This is a genomic window from Sciscionella marina DSM 45152 (genome assembly GCF_000379465.1).
In the GTDB taxonomy this organism is placed as follows: Bacteria; Actinomycetota; Actinomycetes; order Mycobacteriales; family Pseudonocardiaceae; genus Sciscionella; species Sciscionella marina.
In genome coordinates this window covers 239576-261996 of the sequence record NZ_KB905381.1, presented here as the reverse complement: position 1 = coordinate 261996, position 22421 = coordinate 239576, and the positions used below count along the sequence as shown (strand labels likewise).

18 protein-coding genes are annotated in these 22421 nt (G+C 68.6%); 4 read left to right on the top strand and 14 right to left on the bottom strand.

The annotated features are described in order from the left end of the window. Positions 1-401: 401 nt before the first annotated feature. Positions 402-1268, bottom strand: a complete 867-nt coding sequence (locus A37U_RS0107160) for an SAM-dependent methyltransferase (protein WP_020495940.1) — start codon at positions 1266-1268, stop codon at positions 402-404. Between the two features lie 239 nt (positions 1269-1507). Here A37U_RS0107160 and A37U_RS42680 point away from each other — a divergent pair, with 239 nt between their 5' ends. Continuing rightward, positions 1508-2125 (top strand): TetR/AcrR family transcriptional regulator, encoded by a 618-nt coding sequence (locus A37U_RS42680; protein WP_420806228.1) that lies wholly within the window; start codon positions 1508-1510, stop codon positions 2123-2125. 9 nt (positions 2126-2134) lie between these two features. On the opposite strand, the gene A37U_RS0107150 is transcribed toward A37U_RS42680, so the two are convergent. The 3 genes from A37U_RS0107150 to A37U_RS42675 form a co-directional block, all read right to left on the bottom strand. Further along, positions 2135-3151: an aminotransferase class IV gene (locus A37U_RS0107150; RefSeq protein WP_020495938.1), complete on the bottom strand. Its 1017-nt coding sequence runs from the start codon at positions 3149-3151 to the stop codon at positions 2135-2137. A 40-nt stretch (positions 3152-3191) separates the two neighbouring features. Next, entirely contained in the window at positions 3192-4697 is a 1506-nt protein-coding gene (locus tag A37U_RS0107145) for an APC family permease (protein WP_020495937.1), read from the bottom strand. A 109-nt stretch (positions 4698-4806) separates the two neighbouring features. After that, a complete protein-coding gene (locus A37U_RS42675; protein WP_020495936.1) occupies positions 4807-5712 on the bottom strand; it encodes a LysR family transcriptional regulator in 906 nt (301 codons plus the stop codon). A gap of 549 nt (positions 5713-6261) precedes the next feature. Between A37U_RS42675 and A37U_RS0107130 the strand changes: the two genes are divergently transcribed. Then, complete coding sequence (locus tag A37U_RS0107130; RefSeq protein ID WP_026196947.1) at positions 6262-7467, top strand: SGNH/GDSL hydrolase family protein; 1206 nt, start codon at positions 6262-6264, stop codon at positions 7465-7467. Between the two features lie 188 nt (positions 7468-7655). Here A37U_RS0107130 and A37U_RS0107125 read toward each other — a convergent pair whose 3' ends face one another. Further along, positions 7656-8039, bottom strand: a complete 384-nt coding sequence (locus tag A37U_RS0107125) for a thioesterase family protein (protein ID WP_020495933.1) — start codon at positions 8037-8039, stop codon at positions 7656-7658. Between the two features lie 117 nt (positions 8040-8156). Here A37U_RS0107125 and A37U_RS0107120 point away from each other — a divergent pair, with 117 nt between their 5' ends. Together A37U_RS0107120 and A37U_RS0107115 are read left to right on the top strand one after the other, a co-directional pair. Further along, the gene (locus A37U_RS0107120; protein ID WP_020495932.1) at positions 8157-8933 is read left to right on the top strand and encodes a dioxygenase family protein; all 777 of its coding nucleotides are present in this window, start codon (positions 8157-8159) and stop codon (positions 8931-8933) included. Positions 8934-9170: 237 nt separating this feature from the next. Next, positions 9171-9890 carry a mechanosensitive ion channel family protein gene (locus A37U_RS0107115; protein ID WP_157182672.1) on the top strand — a complete coding sequence of 240 codons (720 nt, stop codon included), beginning with the start codon at positions 9171-9173 and terminating at the stop codon, positions 9888-9890. Between the two features lie 73 nt (positions 9891-9963). Here the strand turns inward: A37U_RS0107115 and A37U_RS0107110 are convergent, their stop codons facing one another. From A37U_RS0107110 to A37U_RS0107070, 9 genes are all read right to left on the bottom strand, one after another. After that, positions 9964-10863, bottom strand: coding sequence for an NADP-dependent oxidoreductase (locus tag A37U_RS0107110; protein ID WP_026196946.1), 900 nt, complete (start codon positions 10861-10863; stop codon positions 9964-9966). Between the two features lie 196 nt (positions 10864-11059). After that, complete coding sequence (locus A37U_RS0107105; RefSeq protein WP_020495929.1) at positions 11060-11995, bottom strand: hydroxymethylglutaryl-CoA lyase; 936 nt, start codon at positions 11993-11995, stop codon at positions 11060-11062. Then, positions 11992-12774 carry an enoyl-CoA hydratase/isomerase family protein gene (locus A37U_RS0107100; protein ID WP_020495928.1) on the bottom strand — a complete coding sequence of 261 codons (783 nt, stop codon included), beginning with the start codon at positions 12772-12774 and terminating at the stop codon, positions 11992-11994. Before A37U_RS0107100 ends, A37U_RS0107105 begins: the two co-directional genes overlap by 4 nt. Next, positions 12775-14007 carry a CaiB/BaiF CoA transferase family protein gene (locus A37U_RS0107095; protein WP_020495927.1) on the bottom strand — a complete coding sequence of 411 codons (1233 nt, stop codon included), beginning with the start codon at positions 14005-14007 and terminating at the stop codon, positions 12775-12777. It abuts the gene before it with no gap. Next, complete coding sequence (locus A37U_RS0107090; RefSeq protein ID WP_020495926.1) at positions 14004-16157, bottom strand: hydantoinase B/oxoprolinase family protein; 2154 nt, start codon at positions 16155-16157, stop codon at positions 14004-14006. Before A37U_RS0107090 ends, A37U_RS0107095 begins: the two co-directional genes overlap by 4 nt. Before the next feature lie 31 nt (positions 16158-16188). After that, positions 16189-18243: a hydantoinase/oxoprolinase family protein gene (locus tag A37U_RS0107085; RefSeq protein ID WP_020495925.1), complete on the bottom strand. Its 2055-nt coding sequence runs from the start codon at positions 18241-18243 to the stop codon at positions 16189-16191. Positions 18244-18281: 38 nt separating this feature from the next. Then, positions 18282-19556 (bottom strand): hydroxymethylglutaryl-CoA reductase, degradative, encoded by a 1275-nt coding sequence (locus tag A37U_RS0107080; protein ID WP_020495924.1) that lies wholly within the window; start codon positions 19554-19556, stop codon positions 18282-18284. Between the two features lie 90 nt (positions 19557-19646). Next, a complete protein-coding gene (locus tag A37U_RS0107075) occupies positions 19647-21590 on the bottom strand; it encodes a helix-turn-helix domain-containing protein (RefSeq protein ID WP_020495923.1) in 1944 nt (647 codons plus the stop codon). Positions 21591-21635: 45 nt separating this feature from the next. Further along, positions 21636-22409, bottom strand: coding sequence for an SRPBCC family protein (locus A37U_RS0107070; RefSeq protein ID WP_020495922.1), 774 nt, complete (start codon positions 22407-22409; stop codon positions 21636-21638). Positions 22410-22421 lie beyond the last annotated feature (12 nt).

The following is a 22421-nucleotide window of genomic DNA, read 5'->3' as shown; positions in this document are numbered from 1 at the left end:
CCGAGTTCACCCCACCCGAATACCGCCCGCCGGGCAACAACGCGCCGAATTCGGCCCGCTCACACCGAAACGACGTCATCGACAGCGTCAGCGTCATGCGGTGACCGAGCAGACCGAAACGCAATCCCCGATCACGGCGGCCATCGTCGTGCCGGACGGGAAGGTGCTGCTCGTTCAGCGCCGAATCGCTGAAGGCACCCCGTCCTGACAGTTCCCGGTAGACAGCGCGGCCGGAGGAGACCGGTGCCCAGGCGGCCGTGCGCGAGACCGAATCAGGGCCCGCCTGACCGTCGCGCGATGGTCTGCGTCGCCTGGCTGACCGGCACCGGACTCGACGAGTACGTGCCCGCTCCGCTCTACGGACCGGTGCAGCAGTACCTCGACACGGACCTGAGCACTCCCTAGACCCGCTCCGGTTTCCGCGCGAGGGCGGCGAGCATCTTGCTGCGCGCCGGATCGGACTGCTGCGAGCTGGCCGCCTCGAAGTACGGATCGGCGTGCCACAGCGGCGCCCAGACCAGACCGGGATCGACCAGCGGCCAGTCACCGAACAGGTCGGTGATCTCGTCACGCGTCCGGAAGTACACCGGGTTGGCGGTCGAGGCGTAGTTCCGTACGGCCTCGGCGGCCGCGTCATCGGGCAGTTCGTCATTGGTGACGTGGGAAAGCGCGAGCATGCTTCCGGGGGCGAGCTGGTCGGCGTAGTAGGCCAGTGTCTGCCGCGGCTCGGCCTCCGGGGACATGAAATGCAGCAGCGCCACGGCCAGCAGGCACACCGGCTGGGTGGGGTCGATGTAGCCGCTGTCCACGATCCGGGTCCACAACCCGTCGCGGTCGAAGAAATCCGCGTCCAGTGCCAGATGCCGCCGCGCGTCGGCGTTGTCCGCCAGCAGAATCCGCGCGTGCGCGTGCGCGATCGGCTCGTTGTCGATGTACACCACCCGGCAGGAGCGGTCCGGATCGGCCTGGTCCGCGATCTCGTGCACGTTGCCCGCGCTCGGCAGCCCGGAACCGATATCGATGAACTGGCGGATTCCCGCCGCGACGGCGAACCGCACCGCGCGACCGAGGAACTGCCGGTTCGTGGTCATGGCCAGCCGGATGTCCGGGAACACGTCGAGCTGTTTGCGCGCGAACTCGCGGTCCACGGAATAGTTGTGGCCACCACCGAGAATGTAGTCGTACACCCGTGCCGCGCTCGGCCGGTCGATACTGCTCCGCACCAACTCGCGCGCCTCTTCCACCGACCGTCCCTCGAAGCCGCTCACGACTCACCACCGTCCTGCTTGGCCTGCTCAGCGTTACGCACACGCTACCGCACCTTCGGTCACCGGATCCGGTGACGATCGGCCGCACGGTGCCGTACCCGAGGTTGGTCTCGAATACGCTCTGACACCGTGCCCGCATGGCGGACAGTCGGCAGCGAACCCGCAGGCCACGCAGCGATGCGAGCCGCAACCGCGCGGCCGTTCTCGGGCACGCGCGGCAGGCCTTCGCCGAACACGGGATCGGCGCCTCGCTCGACAACATCGCCCGCAGCGCCGGGGTGGCCATCGGAACCCTCTACCGCAATTTCCCGAACCGGGCCGAACTGGTCGGCGCCGTGTACGCGGAACCGTTCGACGGGCTGCTGACCGCCGGAAAACGCGCCACCGCCCGCGAGGACCGCTGGTCGGGGCTGTGCGAGTTCCTGGAGACCACCTGCGCGGCGACGGCGGGCGATCGGGGCATGAGCGATCTGCTCTCCATTCCCGTTCCCGAACCGGAGCTCGCGGCCAAGCAACAGCTGCTCCGCAGGCTCGGCACCCGCGCCGTCAAGCAGGCGCAGCAGGCGGGGGCGATCCGCCGGGACCTCTCCCCCACCGACATTCTGCTGCTGTTCTGGTCGCACGCCACGATCGCCGAGACGACCGAACAGACCGCCCCAGGGCTCTGGCGCCGCCACCTGCACATTCTGCTCGACGCCTACCGCGCGGACGCGGCGCATACGCTGCCGGCTCCGGCCATGACGACCGCGCAGCTGCGCCGCACCGCCGACCGGATCCGTACCCGCGCCTCGGACGGGCGCAATCCGCTGTTCCCGGAGCAGCACGATCCGGAACAGCGGCGCGAACAGGCGACTTGACCGGCTGCTCTAGTATTCGATGGCCTCGATCAGGGACGAGGGTTCGTCCATCAGCGCCCAGAACCGGTCCCGGATCGCCACGGTGATCGGGCCGGGCTCACCGTTGCCGATCTGTTGCCCGTCCAGCGAGGTGATCGGGGTGACCCCGCCCGCGGTGGTCACCGCCATGAGCTCATCGGCCTCGTAGAGCTCGTTGCTGGTGACATCGCGCAGGCTCGTCTCGATTCCCTTGGCCGCGGCGAGCTCGTACACCGTTTTGCGGGTGATCCCGGGCAATGCGTTGCGCGAGGGGGAAACCAGCGCGCCGTCCTTGACGAGGACCACGTTGAACCCCGGCCCCTCGGCCACGCAGTTGTCCGCGTCCAGCAGCACCGCCGAGCGAGCGCCGCGGTCCTTGGCCTCGAAACTGGCCGCGGTGAGGTCACCCCACTGGTAGTTCTTGATCGTCGGATCGATGGTGTTGCGCCCGGCCCGGCGTACGTGCCGGGGAACGATGACGCTGGTGCCGAAGATCTGTTCCTCCGGCGGGAAGGCCCACAGATACGGTATCGCGTAGACATAGACCTGGTGGGTCAGCTTGGTGAGGTCCTTCTCTCCGCGCTTTTTCCCGTAGCCACGGGTGATCGTGATGTTCACGTAAGCCTCGCGCAGCTGGGAAAGGCTCACACAGCGCTTGGCGATATCGCCCAGCTGTTCCCTGCTCATCCCGGTCTCGAGCTTCAGCCGTGCCGCGCCGTGCAGCAGCCGGTCCAGATGATCCTCGAGCCGGAAGATGTTGCCGTGCCAGACATGCGCGACGGTGTAGGTGAGATCGGAGTGCCCGAACCCGGTGTCGAAGATCGAGATCCGTGCCTCGTCGGCCGGGACGTATTCGCCCTCGATCCAGGCAACCCCACCGGCGAGTGGCCGGCTCCGGTCCAGCTCGTACTCGCTGTACTGGATCACCGAGCCGGGCGGGGTGGGTTCCCGGACGGCGCCCGGCTCGACCGAGACGAGGTTACTGTTGGCGAATTCGGTTGCGGTCATCGGGAATCCTTTCAGACTAGCGAATTTCAGGTTTGCGAACTCAGGGCGATCCGGTTTTCGCGTACTCCGGGCCCGCCCGCCCCGCGCGGAGCTTGCCGCGCAGCCGGGCCAGCCACCACAGCCCACCGACCGCGACCACGCCGAGGAACACCCAGCCGTTTCCGGCGAACTGCGGCAGGAAGATCAGCGCGAGCGCGACGATCACGAACACCACCAGCGCGATGACATAGAGCGGCAAGCGGAACCGGCCCAGATCGAAGGTTCCGGGTTCGGCGCGCGGGATGGTGCCCTTCCGGTAGCCGAACATCAGCCCGATCGTCTGGAGCAGGTAGACGCAGAACATCAACAGCGAGGAGAGCCCGATGAAATAGATCAGGGCCTTCGCGTTGATCAGCGCGGACAGCAACAGCAGACCGGAAAGGCAGCCGAGCCCGACGACCGCGTTGGCCGGGGTGCGCCTGCCCGGCGAGACCCGCCGCCAGAACCGGGAGAACGGAAGCATGTTGTCCCTGGCCATCGAATAGGTCAGCCGGGTGGCGACCAGAATGTTCGCCAGCAGGCAGGCCAGGATGTTGGTCAGCGCGAAGGCCACCACGATCTTCGTCACCACCGGCCCCGCCTGCTGGTTGATGATCTCCTCGATCGGGGCGCTGGAGTGCGCGTTCACCGCGGCCGGATCGCGGATCGCGAGCACGTAGACGATGTACATGCCGAGCTCGATCACGATGGAGGTGGCCAGCGCGTAGAACATCGTGCGCGGTATGACGAACCGTGCCGCGCGGGTCTCCTCGGCGACATCGGCACTGGCCTCCACCCCGATCAGGCCGAAAAACGGGCCGAGCGTGGCCGCGAGCCAGGCGATCGCGTAGCTGCCACCGGCTCCGTCCGGCTGGCTGCCCACGAACAGGGTGCTCAGCGGCTGGTGGTGCTCGGGAACGAGGAACGCGATGATCGCGACCAGGACCGTCGCGCCGACCGTCACCACGAGTTCCAGGCTGACCCCGATGTTGTTCACCAGGGTGGCGAACCGGACCCCGTAGAGATTGATCAGCACACAGGCGAACACCACGCCGATCGCCACCAGGATCTGCTGCGTCTGCGTGAAGCTCACCCCGAACAAACTGCCGATGTAGCCGGAGAGGGTGTAGCCGACGCCGGTCATTCCGCTGATCCAGCCCATCAGCGCGATGAATCCGGTGAACCAGCCGAGGCTCGGCCCGTTGATCCGGCTCGTCCACTGATACGCGTACCCGGCCAGCGGCAGCTTCGCGGTCAGATCGGCCGCGATGAACGCCCACACCACGAACACCGCTCCGGCGATCAGCAGGGTCCAGACGAAGGGGCCGCCCGCGGTGAAGTACCCGGTGCCGAAACTGGTGAACACGGCGGTGGTCGCGCTGATCGTGGCGAACCCGATCGCGAACGAGGCGAGCTTGCCCACGCTGCGGTCGAGTTTCTGGGTATAGCCGAACTTGGCCAGCTGGGCGTCCTCGGCGTCGGGCACCGGCGCCGTCGAATCGGCTCGGGCCACCGTTTCCTCCGCCATCACCGCTCCCGTTCCGAACCCGTTGATCGTGCGAGTCGTTGAACAGGAGACGTCACCGGTGGGGTTTCGCGGAAGTTCCGGTTCCCGATGTATTGATAACGTGGATTTATCAGCGCTGGGCCAGGGGCACTTCGGTGGGTTCGCCCGCACCGAAATTCGGCCGCTCCCGCACGAACCGGATCAGCGCATCGGCCTCCGGGCTCAGGGCGGTGGGATCCCAGGCCAGCGCGGTGTAGCTCGGTGAGCGATCCACGATCGGCACGTACGCCACGCCGGGCCGCGCGTAGAACCGCTCGACCGAGGAGGTGGTGAAGCTGATGCCGAGACCGCGCGCGATCATGGTCGTCTCCGCCTCGTAGGTGGCGGCGACCCCGGCGATCTTCGGCGGCTTCGTATCCCTGGCGTCCATCGCCATCCAGTAGTCCCGCCAGGTACCGGCCGAAGGCGGAGCGCAGACGATCGGATCATCGAGCAGCTCGCCGATCTCGACCTCCGCGCGGCCCGCGAGCCGGTGATCCCGCGGCAGACAGGCCACCCAGGACTCGGAGTCCAGGATCAGCATCCGGTGCCCGGGAAGATCCACCGGTGGCCGGATGATCGCCACCTCGGTGGTGCGCTCGCCGAGACCCGCGGTGGGGTCGGCGAAATCGAACTCGATCGGTTCGGTCGCGATCTCCGGATGCACGCTGGCGAAATCACGCACGATACGGGAAAGCAGATCCGCGCCGGTTCCGATGAAATACCCGATCCGCAACCGGCCGCGCTGCTTTCCGGACAGCGTGAGCAGATTCTGGATCACCGTGTCGACGCCGCCGAGCGCCTGCTGCACCTGGGGCAGCCACGCGGCACCCAGTTCGGTCAGCGCGACCTGCCGGGTACTGCGGGTGATCAGCTTGACCCCGAATTGCTGCTCGAGCTGCTTGATCGCCGTCGACAGCGCGGGCTGCGTGATGAACAACCGCTCCGCGGCGCGGCGGTAACTCAGTTCCTCGCCCAGCACAGCGAAATAACGCAACTGCCGGAGCGTGATGTCACCTTCCGTGACGGCCTCTCCAAACCTGATTCCCGATACGGTCCCCAGATCATAAACGCTGTTTGCGTGCCGTCACGACCCGTCGGCGCCCGCCGACTCGAAGCGCAGTCTCCACGAGCGGCCCGGTGGGTTCCGGATCGAGCATCTGCACGTGCTCGGCGGAGAAGTACGGGTATTCGCGGCGATCGGCACAGCGCACTCATCCGCCGAAATAACCGGGCGGCCCCTCGACGGGAAAGGCTTCGGAATGCGCGGAATTGCGGTAGCAGTCAGATTTCCGCGAGTTGGTCGGCAGGTGACCGCCCGGCAACCCGCCAAGCGGCCGAGTTCGACCGCCACCCCCGCTATTTCAACTGCCCGGAACGAACCGGTCGATTCCCTGAGCGGCAGAGCTCGTCTGTGGCACAGATTGTCCTCGCTCATGTCCTCTCCTGTTCCCGGAACGGCCGTGTCAGCGCCGTGTTCGTGGCGTGTGAGCGTTCCGCCGGAACCTTCGCACGTCCCACTGACACGAATCACGGAGGCGAGACGATGACCGAGCGGAACGACACCGGCGACTGGGTCCGGACCTGGGCCGCCGCGCCCCAAGCCGCCGACGGCGGGATCGGCTCGCTCGAGGGCCACCCGCCGCTGGCCGAGGTGACCCTGCGCCAGGTGGTGCGCGTCAGCGGCGGCGGGCATCTGCTGCGCGTCCGCTTCACCAACGAGTTCGGTGCCGCGCCGGTCACCATCGGCGCGGCGCGGGTCGGCCTCGCAGCCCCCGGTGGTGCGGTGCGGCCCGGGAGCGATCGCGTGCTGACCTTCTCCGGGGCGCGGACCGGCATCATCCCGGCGGGCGCGCCGCTGCTCAGTGATCCGGTCGCGTTCCCGGTCCCCGCGCTGGCCGAACTGTCCATCAGTCTCTATCTCCCGGGACACGTGGCGGACTGCACCTGCCACGACCCCGCGATGCGGACCGGCTGGCGGATCCCGGGCGACGCGGTCGCCGCGCCCACGCTGCCGGAGCCCGCGGAGATCCTGCCGGTGCGCGCACTGCTCTCGGCCGTCGAACTGGTTCCGGACACCCCGGCCGAGAGCATCGTGGTGCTCGGCGATTCGCGCACCGACGGGGCCGGTTCGACCCCGGACACCGACCGTGGGTGGCCCGAACTGCTCGCCCAACGGCTCGGGAACGCCGGGTACGTGACCAATCAGGGCATCAGCGGCAACCGGATGCTCAACGACGGCATCGGTACCGCCGCACTGGCCCGCTTCGACCGGGATGTACTGGCCACGCCCGGTCTCGGCGCCGTGGTGCTCTCCCATGGCGGCAACGACATCGGCATCTCCTTCGCGGACGACGAGGGCCCGCTCGCCGGGTTCCTGGCGATGTTCCCCGGTGAACCGGTGACCGCCGAGGACGTCATCACCGGTTTCCGCGTGCTGATCGGCCGGGCGCGCGAACACGGGGTCCGGGTCTACGGCACCACGATCGCGCCCTTCGAGGGCGCGGAGATCTACACCGCGGAGGGGGAGAGCGCCCGCACGGCGGTCAACGAATGGATCCGCACCAGCGGCGCCTTCGATGCCGTGCTGGACTTCGACGCCGTGTGGCGCGATCCGGATCACCCCGGCCGGATCAGGACCGAGTACGACTCGGGCGACCGGCTGCACGGTAACGATGCGGGCTATCGGGCCCTCGCGGACTCCGTCGACCTGGCGCTGTTCGACGCCGTCACCGCGGCCACCGCGCGCTGATCACCGCAGCCGCGCAGCATCGACGTTCCGGCTGGACAGACGGTATCTCGATCACGGTGCGCCGAGGATCCGCGGTACAGAAACGCACGTACCCGTCCCGGGCCGCCCGCGAGAGGCCCTGCTCGGCGCGCTCGGGTGCGAACCGTGGCGACCGTGGTGCTGCGTCACGGTCCCGGCACTCGGACGGATCAGTCCCGCTGGGCTTTGGCCAGGAATCGCTCGGCGTGCACGACCGCCCGTTCCACCCGGCCACGGGCGGCGAGCGTGTCCCCGTCCCGCAGGGAAACCTCGAACCGGAGGGTGCGCCCGTCCACCTCGTGCAGCTCCGCCACGGCGCGCACCGTACCACCCACCGGGGTCGCGGCCAGATGCTCCAGTTCGATCCGGATCCCCACGGTCGTCGTCCCCGGCTCCAGTTCCTCCGCGATCGCCCGCACCGTCGCCTCCTCGAGCCACGCGAGCACCCGCGGGGTGGCGAGCACGGCGACCGTTCCACTGCCCAGCGCCACGGCCGTGTCCTGTTCGGTCACCTGGTGTTCGATTTCCGCGCGCGATCCGGAATTCAGTGCCATGACGGCAAACTACGCCGACCGGCACGCCGCGGCGAGGACCGGGCGCCGTGCGGAATATTTCCTCCGCGCACCACGTCACCTATAATAGTTGAACGTTCAATGTTACAGGGAGTCGTGATGAGCGCTCAGCCGGAACACCTGCCGGTGCTGTATCTGAGCCACGGCGCGCCGCCGCTGGCCGATGACGCGACCTGGACGCGCGAGCTGGCCGCCTGGTCGGCGGAGCTGCCCCGGCCGAAGGCGGTGCTGATGGTCTCCGCACACTGGGAGGAGGCGCCGCTGACCATCGGGGCCACCGAGACAAAGCCGCTGGTCTACGACTTCTGGGGGTTCGCGCAGCGGTACTACTGGGTGCGCTATCCCGCGCCCGGGGCACCGGAACTCGCCGCGCGGCTGCGCAGCCTGCTGCCCGAGGCCCACGAGGAGCCCGGACGGGGACTGGATCACGGCGCGTATGTGCCACTGGTCGAGATGTACCCGCAAGCGGATATCCCGGTACTGCAGATCTCCATGCCCACACTGGATCCCGCGCGGCTGCTCGCGCTGGGGCGCAGGCTCGCCCCGTTGCGCGAAGAGGGCGTACTGATCATCGGCAGCGGCTTTTTCACGCACAACCTGCGCGGCCTGGACATGCACCGCCGCGCCGACCACGTGCCGCCGAACTGGTCGGCCGAATTCGACGACTGGGGCACCGGCGCGCTCGAGAACGCCGATGTGGACGCCCTGCTGGATTTCCAGCACAAAGCCCCGGCCGCGAGTATCGCGCACCCGCGAACCGAACACTTCGCCCCGCTGTTCGTCTCGCTCGGCGCGAGCCTGAACGGGCCGGCGCCCCGCTCGGTGATCGAGGGCTACTGGTACGGCCTGGCCAAACGCTCCTGGCAGTTCGACTGACCAGGCGGGAAAAGAAGACACCGGGGCGTCGAATTCATAGGCAACCTTTCCATCCGCTCGGCCCGTATCGGCGCGAACACCCCGAAAGGGTGACATTTCCGCCCTGCTGCGCGCGTTGTTCCGATGTACGATCCCGTCCGAAGGCTGGCACACCCAAAAGCGCCAGGTAAACGCATGGCCTGCCATTGATGTCCACCATTGCTGAATGTCTGGCGTTCATTTCACAGGAGGTCAGTGATGACAGCCATGTCTGACGGTTTCAGTTTTACTCAACCATTCCAGAACGCTTTCAGCACACTGATGCAGTATATTCCGCAGCTGATCGGCGCCCTGGTCATCCTGCTCATCGGTTTCTTCGTCGCCAAGGCGATCGCCTGGGTGGTGTCGAAGGTGTTGGAGAAGGCACACTTCAACGACGCCATGCAGCGCGCGAATGTGCAGCAGTTCCTCGAGCGCGCCGGAACCGGGCTCACCGCATCGGTCGTGCTCGGCAAAGTGGTGTTCTGGTTCGTGTTCATCATCGCGCTCACCATGTTCGCGAGTGCGCTCGGTGTACCGCAGATCAGCGGTTTCCTCAACGGCATGATCGCCTATGTGCCGAACATCTTCGCGGCGCTGGTGATCGTATTCCTCGCGGCGCTGCTCGGTCGTTTTCTCGCCGGTATCGTTCGCGGATTCACCGGATCCGAAGTGCTCGCGAAGGCCACCAACACCATCATCCTCGTCTACGCCGTGTTCGTGGCCCTGGTGCAGTTGCGGATCGCCCAGCAGCTGACCGGGCCGACCTTCCTGATCGTGCTCGGCGGTGTCGCCCTCGCCGGCGGTCTGGCGTTCGGGCTCGGCGGCCGCGACGACGCGCAACAGCTCATCCACAATCTCGCCACCCGAGGGCAGAATAACGGCGGCCACTCGAAGGAGGAACCCGCCCAGTCCCGTCCGGAGACACCGGACGAATAGCGCTCGAGCGGCATCATCACATCGTCCGGCACCGTGCACGCCACGGTGCCGGACGATGCATGACGGCAGCGGATCAGTCGAGAAGCAGCACGAGCTTTCCGCGCACCGCGCCGGATTCGCCGGTCCGATGGGCTTCGCGTATCTCGGCCAGCGGGAAGGTAGCGCCGACGGCGATGGCGAAGTCCCCGGTCGCCATCATCCCGGCGGCCTGCGCGAGCGCATAATCGGCGCGACCGGTATCGCCGCGGCTGAATCGCACGCCATAGCTTTGCGCGCCAAGGAAATCGGCCACGGTGACCACGTACTCGGGGCCACCCGCGAGATCGATGAGTTCCGCAAGACCCTTACCCGCCACATCCAGCGCACGATCGACACCGGACGGGGCGATCGCCCGCACTCGTTCGCTGAGCCCCTCGCCGTAGGCGACCGGCTCGGCACCGAGACCGCGCAGGGCATCGTGGCTCAGCGAGCTTCCGGTACCGATCACCCGGGCACCACGGTGGGTGGCGAACTGCACTGCGGCACTACCCACGCTGCCGGAGGCGCCGTTGATCAGCACCGTGCTGCCGTCCGTGACGCCGAGCTGGTCCAAGACACGTGCCGCGGTCTCCGCCGCCGCGGGGACGGCCGCCGCTTCGGCGTCGTCCATCGTGCCCGGAATCGGCGCCCACAACGAAAGCACGGCGAATTCCGCCTGCGCCGCACCGTACGGGGAAGCCCCGAAGACACGGTCCCCGATCGCGACACCGGAGACGTCCTCGCCGATCTCGTCGACGAGACCCGCCGCCTCATGACCGAGGGTCTGCGGTAATTCCTCGTCCATCAGGCCTTGCCGCTTCTTCCAGTCACTGGCGTTGACACCGGCGGCGCGCACCCTGATGCGAACCTCTCCGGGGCCAGGGTGCGGATCCGGCAGATCGACGATCTCCAGCACCTCTGGGCCACCGAACCGGCTGAACTGTGCTGCTTTCATCTGGGACACGTACTCCTTCGTGGTGAAGAAGTGGCGGATCATCCGATACCGCGTGTGTGCGCGCTTCCCGCCGGAACCATCCGGTCAGCACCGCGAGCGCGTTTTTACTCCGATGCCCACAGCATACGACACCTCGCGCAGCACGGTTTCCGGCATCGCGGTCGGAGTGCGATCAGGACAGTGCGGACCGAGACCACTACCGCGACCGGCTCAACGCGCGGGCGGCCCGGGACGGGTTCGGCCGGGCGAGGTGCCCGGCCAGCCATTCGCCGGTGCGTACCAGGGCATCGAGGTCGATTCCGGTGTCGTAGCCGAGCCCGCGCAGCATCCACACCAGGTCTTCGGTGGCGAGATTGCCGGTCGCGCTCTTCGCGAACGGGCAACCACCGACCCCGCCGACCGAGCTGTCGAACTCCCGTACCCCGGCCTGCAATCCGGCATGCACGTTGGCCAGCGCCTGCCCGTAGGTGTCGTGGCAGTGCAAGGCGAGCTCCGAGGCGGCGATACCGGCCGCACCCAGTGCCTCGACCACCGCCTTGATGTGTCCCGGGGTCGCGACGCCGATGGTGTCGCCGAGGCTCAGGGGTGCGCACCCCAGTTCGTGGAGCCGCCGCGCCACGGCCACGACCCGATCGGGCGGGACCGGCCCCTCCCACGGATCGCCGAAGCACATGGACAGGTAGCCGCGCACCGGCATGTCCCGCCGCCGGGCCTCGGCCACCACGGGCGCCAGCGCCGTCAGCACCTCGTCCACTCCGCGCCCGAGATTGCGCCGCGCGAAGGTTTCGGTGGCACTGGCGAACACCGCGATCTCCCGCGCCCCTGCCGCCACGGCACGGCGCATTCCGTGTTCATTGGGCACGAGGACGGGGTGGCGCGCGGGGCCGCCGAGCTCGATCCCGGCGAGCACTTCGGCGGCGTCCCCCAGCTGCGGCACCCAGCGCGGGGACACGAAGCTCGTCGCCTCGACCTGCCTTAGCCCGGCGGCGACCAGGCGCTGGACGAGTTCGATCTTGGTGGTGGCGCGCAGCGTGGTCTGCTCGGCCTGTAGTCCATCGCGCGGGCCGACCTCGTAGACGGTCACGCTCTCCGGTAATCCCGGTTCGGGCACCGCCATCGGCAGTCCGGTCATCGCGGCTCTCCGCGCGAGGGGAACACCGGCGCACGTTTTTCCCGGAACGCCGCGAGCCCTTCGACGGCGTCCGGGGACGTGAACGCGCGCTGCCCGTACCGCGCTTCGCTGTGGAACGCCTCCTCCGGTGGCAGATTCGCCAGCCGCAGCACCGATTCCTTGATGGTGGCCAGCGCTGTTCCGCTCAGCCCGGCGAGACGTTCGGCCCAGGCGATGGCGGTCGCCAGCAGTTCCTCGGCGGGAACCACCTCGTTCAGCAGACCGTAGCCGAGTGCTTCGCGCGCGCCGATGCGTTCGGCGAGCAGCAGCAGTCGCATGGCCCAGGCGTAGGGGATCTGGCGGGTGAGCCGCACCAGGGTGCCACCCGCCGGAACCACTCCGACGGCGGGTTCGGGAAGCTGGAATTCGGCGTGCTCACAAGCGATCCGCAGATCGCAGGAGAGCAGGATCTCGAAACCGCCGCCCAGGCACAGCCCGTTCACCGCACCGATGACCGGCTTGTACAGCTCGGTGTGCTTCTGGTGCGCGCCGTCCCAGTGCGAGATGTCGAACCGCCCCTCGGCCAGGGCCGGGATGGACTCACCGAGGTCCGCGCCGACGCAGAACGCGCGATCGCCGCGTCCGGTCAGCACCGCCGCCGCGATGGCCTGATCCTCGCGCACCTCGGCGAACGCCGCGGCCAGTTCCTCGTACATCGCCAGGGACAGTGCGTTGAGCTTGTCCGGCCGGTCGAAGCGGATGATCCCGACGGAACCCTCGCGTTCCAGGCTGATGCTCATTCACACCACTCCCGATCCGCGCAGCGCCGTGATCTCGTCCTCGCCCAGCCCCGCCATACTGCGCAACAGCAGATCGGTGTGTTCGCCGACCGTGGGCGCGAGCCCGCGCGGATTCGCCGGTGTGGCACCGAGATGCACCGGCTGGCCGAACATCTCGAGCGTGCCGAACCCCGGGTATTCCACGTCCACGATCATGTCCCGTGCCTGGATGTGCGGATCGTTGACCACATCCCCGATGTCCTTGATCGCGGTGAGCGGAACCTGTTCTCCGGCAAGCTCTTCCAGTTCTGCCCGGGTTCTCCCGGCCATCCACCGGTGCAGCAGTGGCCGGACCCGGCGTTCGTAGATCTCCGGATCGAACCGTTTGGCCATCGTGTCGATCTCGGGGTCCTCGGTGACCTCGGGCTCGCCGAACATGGCCGCGGTGAGCCGCCAGAACTTGTCCGTATAACCGCCGAAGAAAACGTATCCGTCCTTGCAGGGGTACAGCTCGTAGGGCCGGACGAACGGATGCGCGTTGCCGAGGGGTTCGGCGACCGTGCCGTCCACCGTGTAGGAGACGACGGCGCTCTCGGTCAGCGACAGCACCGAATCCTGCTGGGCGACGTCGACCAGCTGGCCCTCTCCGGTGCGTTCGGCGTGCCGGAGTGCTGCCAGGGTGCCGATCACGGCGTACATGGTCGCCGCGAGGTCCCCGATGATGGTGCCCACCCGCATCGGCGCCTCGCCCGGGTTCCCGTTCATCGACCAGAGCCCGCCCGCTGCCTGCGCGGTGTTGTCGAAGGCCGGGCGGCGCCGGTACGGGCCGGTCTGCCCGAATCCGGAGATCGCGGTGTACACCAGCCGCGGGTTGACCTTCTGCAGTTCGGCATGGCCGAGACCGAGCTTGTCCATGGTGCCCGGCCGGAAGTTCTCCACCAGCACATCCGCCCGTTCCACGAGGGTGCGCAGGAGCTCCTTGCCGCGCGGTGCGCCGAGATCCAGGGTGAGCCCGAGCTTGTTGCGGTTGTACTGGGCGAAGAACGCGCTGAACCGGTCGCCGTCCGCGGATTCCAGGAACGGTGGGAAATCCCGCGCATAGTCCGGCTCGGCAGGACGTTCGATCTTGATGACGGTCGCGCCGAGATCGGCCAGCATCATGGAGCAGAACGGACCGGCGACGACCCGGGTGATGTCCAGGACGACGACCCCGGCCAGCGGTCCCCTTGCACCTTCGCTCGCGGCCGGGCTCATCGCGCTTCCCCTTCGGCCACCCGGATCCGGGTTTCCAGCAGGGTTCCGCAGCTCGGGCTGATCAGTTCCTCGAGCAGTACCGCGGGTTCGCTTTCCCGTGTCCGCACCCGGACCCCGAGTTCGCCGAGGCGCTGCGCGGCGATACTGGTGCGGGTGAGCACATCGGCCCGCCAATCCTCCCCGGTACTCAATCGTGCCCCGCTCGCCGGGCAGTACCACCCCTGCGTGTCCCGGCGCGGCGCCGAGCTGTCCGCCTTCGCCCCGGCCTCGACCGGTCGCGTCGGCTGCCCGCCGAGCCGTTCGGCGCGCAGTGCGGCCCGCCGCCGTTCGGTCGCCGCGCCGTCCACGGCGCCGTCGGCCAGTTCGACGCCGTACACGTCGACCGCGGCGGATTCGGTCACGTATCCGTCTGCGACATCCCTGGCGACCAAGGCCGGTTCGCGCAACAGCGGATCACCGTAACCGCCGCCCCCGGCGACCCACTGTACGAACACATCCTCGGCGCCGATCGCGATCCCCTGCTGGTTGATCTCCAGCAGTTCCCGGTCCGCGCTGTGCAGAGCGTGCTCGGTCGGCACGATCCCTTCGTCGATCAGCCGGTTGACATTGCTCGCCCGCCAGACCGCGTGTCCGCTGCCACCGCCGGAGTATCCGCCACCGAATCCGTCCGCGACCACCTGCGCGTTGGGCGCGAATACGGTCTGGGTGACCTCGCCGGCTCCATGCAGGGTCCAGGCGAACTCGTGGCCGTGCCCGCCGCGGTGGGCACCGTGCCCGACACTGGCGGTGTTGAGCCGCTTCCACAGATACAGCACCGGATACAGCATCTCGTTCATTTCGACATCCGGCAGCGCATTGTTGACCTGGGTCATCATCCCGCCGCAGTCGAGCCCATCGGCCACCGGCTGCGCCCCGGTGCCCATTCCGCCACCGTCCATATTGAACAGTACGAAGTACTCGCCGTCGTCCCGGGTTCCCGCGGAGATGCCGCCGGTCCAGGAATCCGCCCACACGCCTTGGGTTCGCGCACGTATCAGTTCGCTGTCACTGGTGCGGGCCGCCTCGTTGAGCAGCTTGGTGACCAGGCGGCTGACCCTGGCCCCGGTGGTGAGGTGCCCGTTGCTGATCGGGGCCGGTGGTTCGGGATTGACCAGGGAACCGCGTTCGGCGAGTACCGTGCACGCCGTCATGACGCCCTCGTTGAACGGCACATCCCAGGCCAGGATCGGGACCAGCGCACTGGCCACACTGCCGATCAGGGTGCCGTAACTGAGGTTGATGAACCCGTCGGTCTGCGGGCTGGACCCGGTGAAGTCCATCGTGACCTGGTCACCGGATTTCGTCATCGTGCAGTGCACCCGGTAGAGCTCGTTGACGTGGCCGTTGTGCTCGGTCCACTCATCGGCGGTGTAGACGCCGTCGGCCAGCAGTGCGATCCGCTCCCGCACCACGCGCTCGGCGATCTCGAAGTTGACCCGGGTGTGATCGCGGAACTGTTCGAGCCCGAATTCCTCGACCGTGCCGCACAACCGGCGGATCCCGGTGTTGTTGCTGGCCACCAGGCTGCGCACATCGTTCCAGAACAACGTGGGGACGCGCACATTGTTCAGCAGCACGCGGCGGACCCATTCGACGGGCTTGCCGCGCTCGAACACCTTCACCCCCGGCGGGAGACGCAGTGCCTCGCTGTAGCAGTCGTAGGCGCCCGGAGCGAACCCGCCGGGGGTCATCCCGCCGACATCGACGAGGTGGGCCTGCGACTGGGCCCAGCCGATGAGTTCCTCGCCGTAGAAGATCGGCGAGATCACGTTGGTGTCCGGTGGATGCGCCGAACCGGCGGTGTGCGGATCGTTGCAGATGAACGCGTCACCGGGGTACAGCGGCTCCCCCGCGATCTCGGCGACCAGGTTCTGCACTGCGACGCTGCCGGATCCGATGTGGAACTGCACGAAGTCCGAATAGGAGTAGATCTTCCCTTCGGGGTCGAACAGGGCCGTGTTGAAGTCGCCGGATTCGGTGATCACCGGTGATCCCGAGGACCGGATCATCGCGCTGCCCATCTCCTCGACGATGGAGTCCAGGCGCATCCGGAGCACTTCGAGCGTGACCGGGTCGTATCCGGCGGGGACATAAGAGGAGTTCGTGGTCATGGGGCTCTCCTTGCTGGCAGTGGGGCGGGGGTCAGACGGCATTCAATGTGATGGAGAAATGCCCGCCGTCGACCACTTCCACGACCGCCCCCGCGGGCACGTACACGGTGGTGTCGGGCTCCTCGAGTAAACAGGGACCCGCTGCCTTCCCCAGTGCGCCGAACCCGCGATGCACCTCGATCACGCGCCGTTGCCCGCTCGCGGGATCGACGCAGTCCCGCCGTTCGACGCTGTGCCGTTCGTCCGTGCCGCCGTTGTCGGTGATCTGCTGCGCCTCGGTGCGCCCGATCGCCTTGACCCGCGAGTTGACCAGCAGGATCTCGGCCTCGGTCCACGCGGTGCCCGCACCGAACTCGGCCTCGTAATCCTCGATGAACCGCCGGCGCAACAGGTCCTTGTCCGCATCGCCGAAGCTCTTGCTCGGCAACCGCGTGGTGACCTCGAAGATCTGGCCGAGGAACTTCATGTCCGCCTCGCGGTAGAGCTCACGCCGTTCGCCGGGAACTCCCTCGGTCTCGAACCACTCCTGCGCGCGGGCCTCGAGGGCGGCGAATTCCTTCTCCAGCTGCGCCGCCGGTTCCGCGAACGTCCACGGGGTGGTCTGCACCGCGGAGAACACCGAATCGGCGTGCATCAGCCCGTAGGCGGAGAACACCGCGGCGTTGCGCGGGATCACGACCTCGGCCACCCCGATCTCGGCCGCGATCGCCGCCGCGAACAGCCCGCAGGCCCCGCCGAATCCGATCAGCGTGAACTCTCGGGGATCGTGTCCCCGGTTGACGGTGATCTTGCGGACCGCGTTGGCCATCTGCGAGACGGCGAGCCGGTATACCCCGTGCGCGGCCGCATCGGTGTCGGTGCCCAGCGGCTCGGCGAGATGACGATGCACCGCCCGGCGCGCCTCGGTTTCGGAGAGGGTGACGGTGCCGCCGAGGTAGTAGTCGGGATTGAGCAGACCGAGCACCAGCGCGGCATCGGTGACGGCGGGACGCTCCCCGCCCTTGCCGTAACAGGCGGGTCCGGGCACCGAACCGGCACTGTGCGGTCCGACGCGCATCACCCCGCGCCCGTCGATCCAGGCCAGACTGCCCCCTCCGGCACCGATCGTCTCGATGTCCACAGCGGTGAGACTGGTGGGCAGGCCGCCGATCTCGGCGCGGGGCAACACCCGGAACTCGTCGTCGATGATCGCGGCCGCGTCCAGGCTCGTCCCGCCCATGTCCGCGGTGAGCACGCGCGAACGCCCCAACCGCTGGCCGAGCAGCCGGGCACCGGTCACCCCGCCGACCGGGCCGGAGTTGAACATCGCGATGGGCGCCTTGCTGGTTTCCTCCACCGAGAGGAACCCACCGTGCACCTGCATGATCTGCACCCGGGTGCGCAGCCCGCGCCCGGCGAGCTCGGCGGCGAGCTGGTCGAAGTGCCGCGCCACGATCGGCTTGACCGCCGCGTCGAGCGTGGTGGTCACCATCCGCTCGTACTCCCGGTACACCGGGGTCAGCGCGCTGGAGAGCGTGTACGGCAAATCGGGGTGATGGGTTTCGAGGTACTTGCCGATCTCCTGCTCGTGCTGGGGATTGCGGAACGACCACAGCAGACAGACCGCCAGCGATTCGGCGCCCGCTTCGAGCACCCGCCGCACGGCCTGTTCCAGAGCCTCGGCGGTCAGCGGCACCAGGACCTCGCCACGGGAATCGATGCGTTCGGCGACTTCGACGATGCGGTTGCGGTCGATGATCTCCGGCGGCGGCGCCATGCGATGCGGATCGCGTTCCTCGTCCCGTGCGGACCGGGCGATGCGCAAGGTGTCCCGGAATCCCTGTGTGGTCAGCAGACCCACACCCGCGTACTTCTGTTCGTCCACGGCATTGGTGACGATCGTGTTCCCGAGCACGAACCGGTCGATGCGCGAGTAGAACTCGTCTCCGCCATCGCCGAGCCGGTCCTCGAGGACGGCGAGCGCATCGAGGATGCCGCTGGTGACATCCGGTGTCGAGAAAGCCTTGCCGCGCACGGCATGGCCATCGTGAATGGCGACGGCGTCGGTGAACGTGCCGCCCACGTCGATTCCCACGTGCAGGGTCATGGTTGCTGCGTCTCCTTTGACGTCTCGAGTACGGCGGATCAGTGCCCGGCCGAGCGAAGCTCGGCGAGTAGCTGCTCGGCCCGTTCGGTTCGAACGGCGCGATCGGCGACCAGGCGGCGCACGACGACGGGGATCTCCTCGGCCGTGGCACCCGCGGACACCGCGATGTTGCGCGCGTGCAGTGACATGTGCCCGCGCTGGATGCCTTCGGTGGCCAGGGCGCGCAGCGCGGCGAAGTTCTGCGCGAGGCCGACCGCGGCGATGATCTCGGCGAGCCCGGCCGCGGTGGTCACCCCGAGCAGCCCCACCGCCGCGCGGGCCGCCGGGTGCACCGTGGTGGCCCCGCCGACCAGGCCGACCGGCATCGGGAGTTCGAGGGTGCCGACCAGATCGCCGTTGCGGTCGATCTCGAAGTGCGACAGGGCGCTGTACCGCCCGTCCGCATTGATCGCGTGCGAGTGCGCGCCCGCCTCCACCGCACGGGTGTCGTTGCCGGTGGCCAGCACGACCGCGGTGATCCCGTTCATGATCCCCTTGTTGTGTGTGGCCGCGCGGTAGGGATCGGCCTCGGCGAGCGCACCGGCGTGCACGATGTCGTCCACCACCTCCGTGCCGCCGAGGGCATCGGCGCCGAACACCGCCCGGGCCCGCGCCAGGCGCAGATCGGCCTTGTTGGTCAGGATGCGCAGCAGTACCCGGCCACCGGCGATCTCCCCGACCCGGCCGGCCACCGCCTCGGCCATCGTGTTCACGGCGTTCGCGCCCATCGCATCCCGCACATCGACCACCAGGTGCACCAGCACATAACTGCCGCCGCGCCCGGGCACCGTGCGCACCCGCAGCTCGCGCACCCCGCCGCCGAGGGAGACCAGCCGCGGGTCCTGCTCATCGGCCAGGCCGATCAGTTCCGCCGCGGCCTCGTGCAGCCGCGCCCTGGCACCTTCCGGATCCGCGACATCCAGCACCTGAACCTGGGCCTGCATGACCGGGGGCGTACTGCTGGTGTGGAAACCGCCCCGCTCACGGGCGATCCGCGCGGCGTTGCTGGCCGCGGCGACCACCGAGGGTTCCTCGGTGACCATCGGCACCAGCACATCGGCACCGTTGACGGTGAAGTTCGTGGCCACCCCGACCGGCATGGCGAACGTGCCGACCACGTTCTCGATCATGTGATCGGCCTGGTCGAGGCTCAGCCCACCCGTGGCCAGCGCGTCCAGCGAGTCCGGGACGAGCTGCGCGTGCTGGGCCAGCGATGCGCGCCGCCCGGCCGGGGAACCATCGCGAAACCCGGGAATCCTGCTCTGTGTCGTCACCCGCTACCTCCGCTGCCATCGATTGGCAGCAACCATAAGCGGACATCGAACGAGGCGACACGGGCAAACCACACATACTCATGCGGGCGGCTACGTGTAATCCGTTGCCCCGGCCAGGGCGTGCAGGCGAACTGCGACGGAAATCCGGAACAGCGACTCGGGTTCCCGCCACGCCGCACCCAGTAACGAACCGATCCGTTCGAGGCGCTGGTTGACCGTGTTGATGTGCAGATGCAGTACGCGCGCCGTACGGCTGGGGCTCGCCTGCGCGTCGACGAACGCGCCCAGAGTGGTGAACAGGTCCGTGCCACGGTCGGCATCCCAGCCGAGCACCGGTCCGATGGTCGCCTCGATGAACCCGGACAGGTCCGCGCCGCCGGCCCCGAACATCGCCAGATACGGCTCGTAGGCCCGCGCATCCACGACTCCTTCGGCGGTGTTCAGCGTGCGCACCACCCGCACACACCGGCACGCCGTCTCGAAGGAGCGCCCCAGTTCGGCCGCCGAACCGGCGAGCGGACCGGCGACCGCCAGCACCGGGACCCGCTGGACCGCGCGGACGGCCTTGGCTGCCGCCCGCGCCACCGCGACCGGCTCGCTGCCCGGAGCGAGCAGCACCAGCAGGCCATCGCGTTCACCGACCAGCCCGCCGGGCGCCGACCTGCGCAGCGCCTCGGTGGCTGCTCCCCTGCCGTCCGCGGGCACGTCCAGCACGACCACCGAACGCAGCTCGTCCAGCCGCACATCCCGGGCCCGTGCCCGCAACAGCAGCTCCGCCCAGCGATGCTGATCGGCCCGCAGCACATCGGCGACCAGTTCGCCGCGCACCCGGTCCTCCGCGGCCGCCACCGCCTCCTGCTGGACCGCCACGAGGGAAGCGATCTGCGCGGCTCGTTCGATCGTGCGCCGCTCGACCTCGCGAAGCTCCAGCTCCCCGTATCCGACGAGCACCGCCCCGAGGAAGGTCCGACCGGCCACGACGGCGACCGCGATCTCGGGCCCCGGTTGCCGTCCATCGACGAACACGCACCGCGCGGACATCCGGCTCACTTCGATCGCGTTCCGCACGGCCGGCTGCAACGCCCCGTGCCCGTCCGCGTACCGCACTTCGCTTCCCACCGGTTGCTGCGCGACGGGACCCAGCTCACGGTCGAGGATCACCACGGACCGCCCCAATGCCTTTCCCAGGGTTTCCGCGACCCCACTCGCACTGCCGCCGGTCAGCACGACGGCGGTGAGGTCCTCGTGCACCGCACTCGCCCGTTCCATCGCCGTCACATTGCTGACCAGCACGGAGTTGGCCCGTTCCACCTCCTGCGCCGCGACCCGCGCCTGTTCCAGGAGGCTGGTCGTCTGCAGCACCACCGCCGCGTGATCGGCGAACGCGCTCAACAGGGCCACCTCGTCCGGAGTGAACTCGTGCGCACTGCGGTCGGCCGCGAACAGCACCCCGAGCACCCGATCGCCGGCCACCAGCGGCACCCCGAGCAGCGCCACCAGTCCCTCGTCCGCCACCGCCGCGTCGATTCCCTGATCGTGCGGGACCGAATGGTTCGCGTGATACACCGAGGTCCACTGTGGACACCGGGTACGCACCACCTGGCTCGCGACGCCCATTCCCGGTGGCACACGCAGCTCCCGGAACGAGGACGCCACGGTCCCCAAGGTCGTGCGCACCCGGAGCTCATCGGAATCCTCGTGGAACTCCGACAGGTAGGTCACATCCGTGCCCATCAAGGCATGCGCCCGCTCCACCAGACGGTGCAGCAAGGCATCGGTGTCCCGCAACTCGGCCAGTTCCCGCGCACTGGAGAACAACGCGGACAGCTCGTGACCACGGCGGCGCAGCCGGGCCAGTAGCGAACGCAGCGCGCGCAGCCGATCCACCAGCACCGGTTCACCCGGCAATTCGGCCGCCAGCCGCTCGAACACGCGCACGGCCTCGTCCTCGGATTCCGCGGCTACCGCGTCGAGTAGTTCCACCACGCGCGGTGCCGAGAGCGTCACATTCGGTTCCTCGGCGTTCTTCGTCACGTCGCAAGGATGCCCCCGGCCGCGGCGCGGCAGCACCCCGGCCGGTCAGCGGATCGGCGAATTCCCCGGCGGCCGGTGCTGCCACGGGCAGGATTCCGCGCGGGCCAGCGCACCGAGGATCCGGCGGTCCCTCGTCCGGCGAAGCCACCCGGTCAGCCAGGTCAGCAGCACTCCGGAGGCGAAGGCGCCGATACCCGGCAGCGCGCGTTTGAGCAGCGGGGTGAGCATGGCGAGCGCGTCGAGCTCGCCGTCCCCGGCCGGGGCGGCAGCGGTCGGCGGGGCGGCGGCCGCACGCGGGGCTGCGTCGGTTGGCAATGCGGCGGTCGGCGGTGCGGCGGGAGCCGCCGCGGGCGCCTGGCGTTCTCCGGCCGGAGCCGGGCCGAGCAGGTTTTCGAGGTTGTCGGCGAACTGGGCGATGAGGCGGGAACTGACATCGGCCATGGCGCTGCGGCCGAACTGGGCGAGCTTGCCGGTGATGCGCAGCTCGGTGTGCACGTGTACCCGGGTCCGGTCCGCGGATTCCTCGGCGAGCCGGACGGTGACGGTGGCCGAGGCGGAGCCTTTTCCGCTCTGTTCCTTGCCTTGGGCGTCCAGCACCATGCGAAGGGCATCCCGGTCGCGTTCGGAGAACGTGGCGATGCCCGAGTAGGAGACCCGGATCGGGCCGACCTTGACCGCGACGGTTCCCGAATAGGAGTTCTCGTCGTGCGGTTCGACGGTGGCTCCGGGAAGACACGGCGCGATCCGGGGCACATCGGTCAGCACCGACCAGGCCTGCTCGGCACCGGTCGGGACGGTGAATTCGTCGGCGAATTCCACGAACTACTCCTT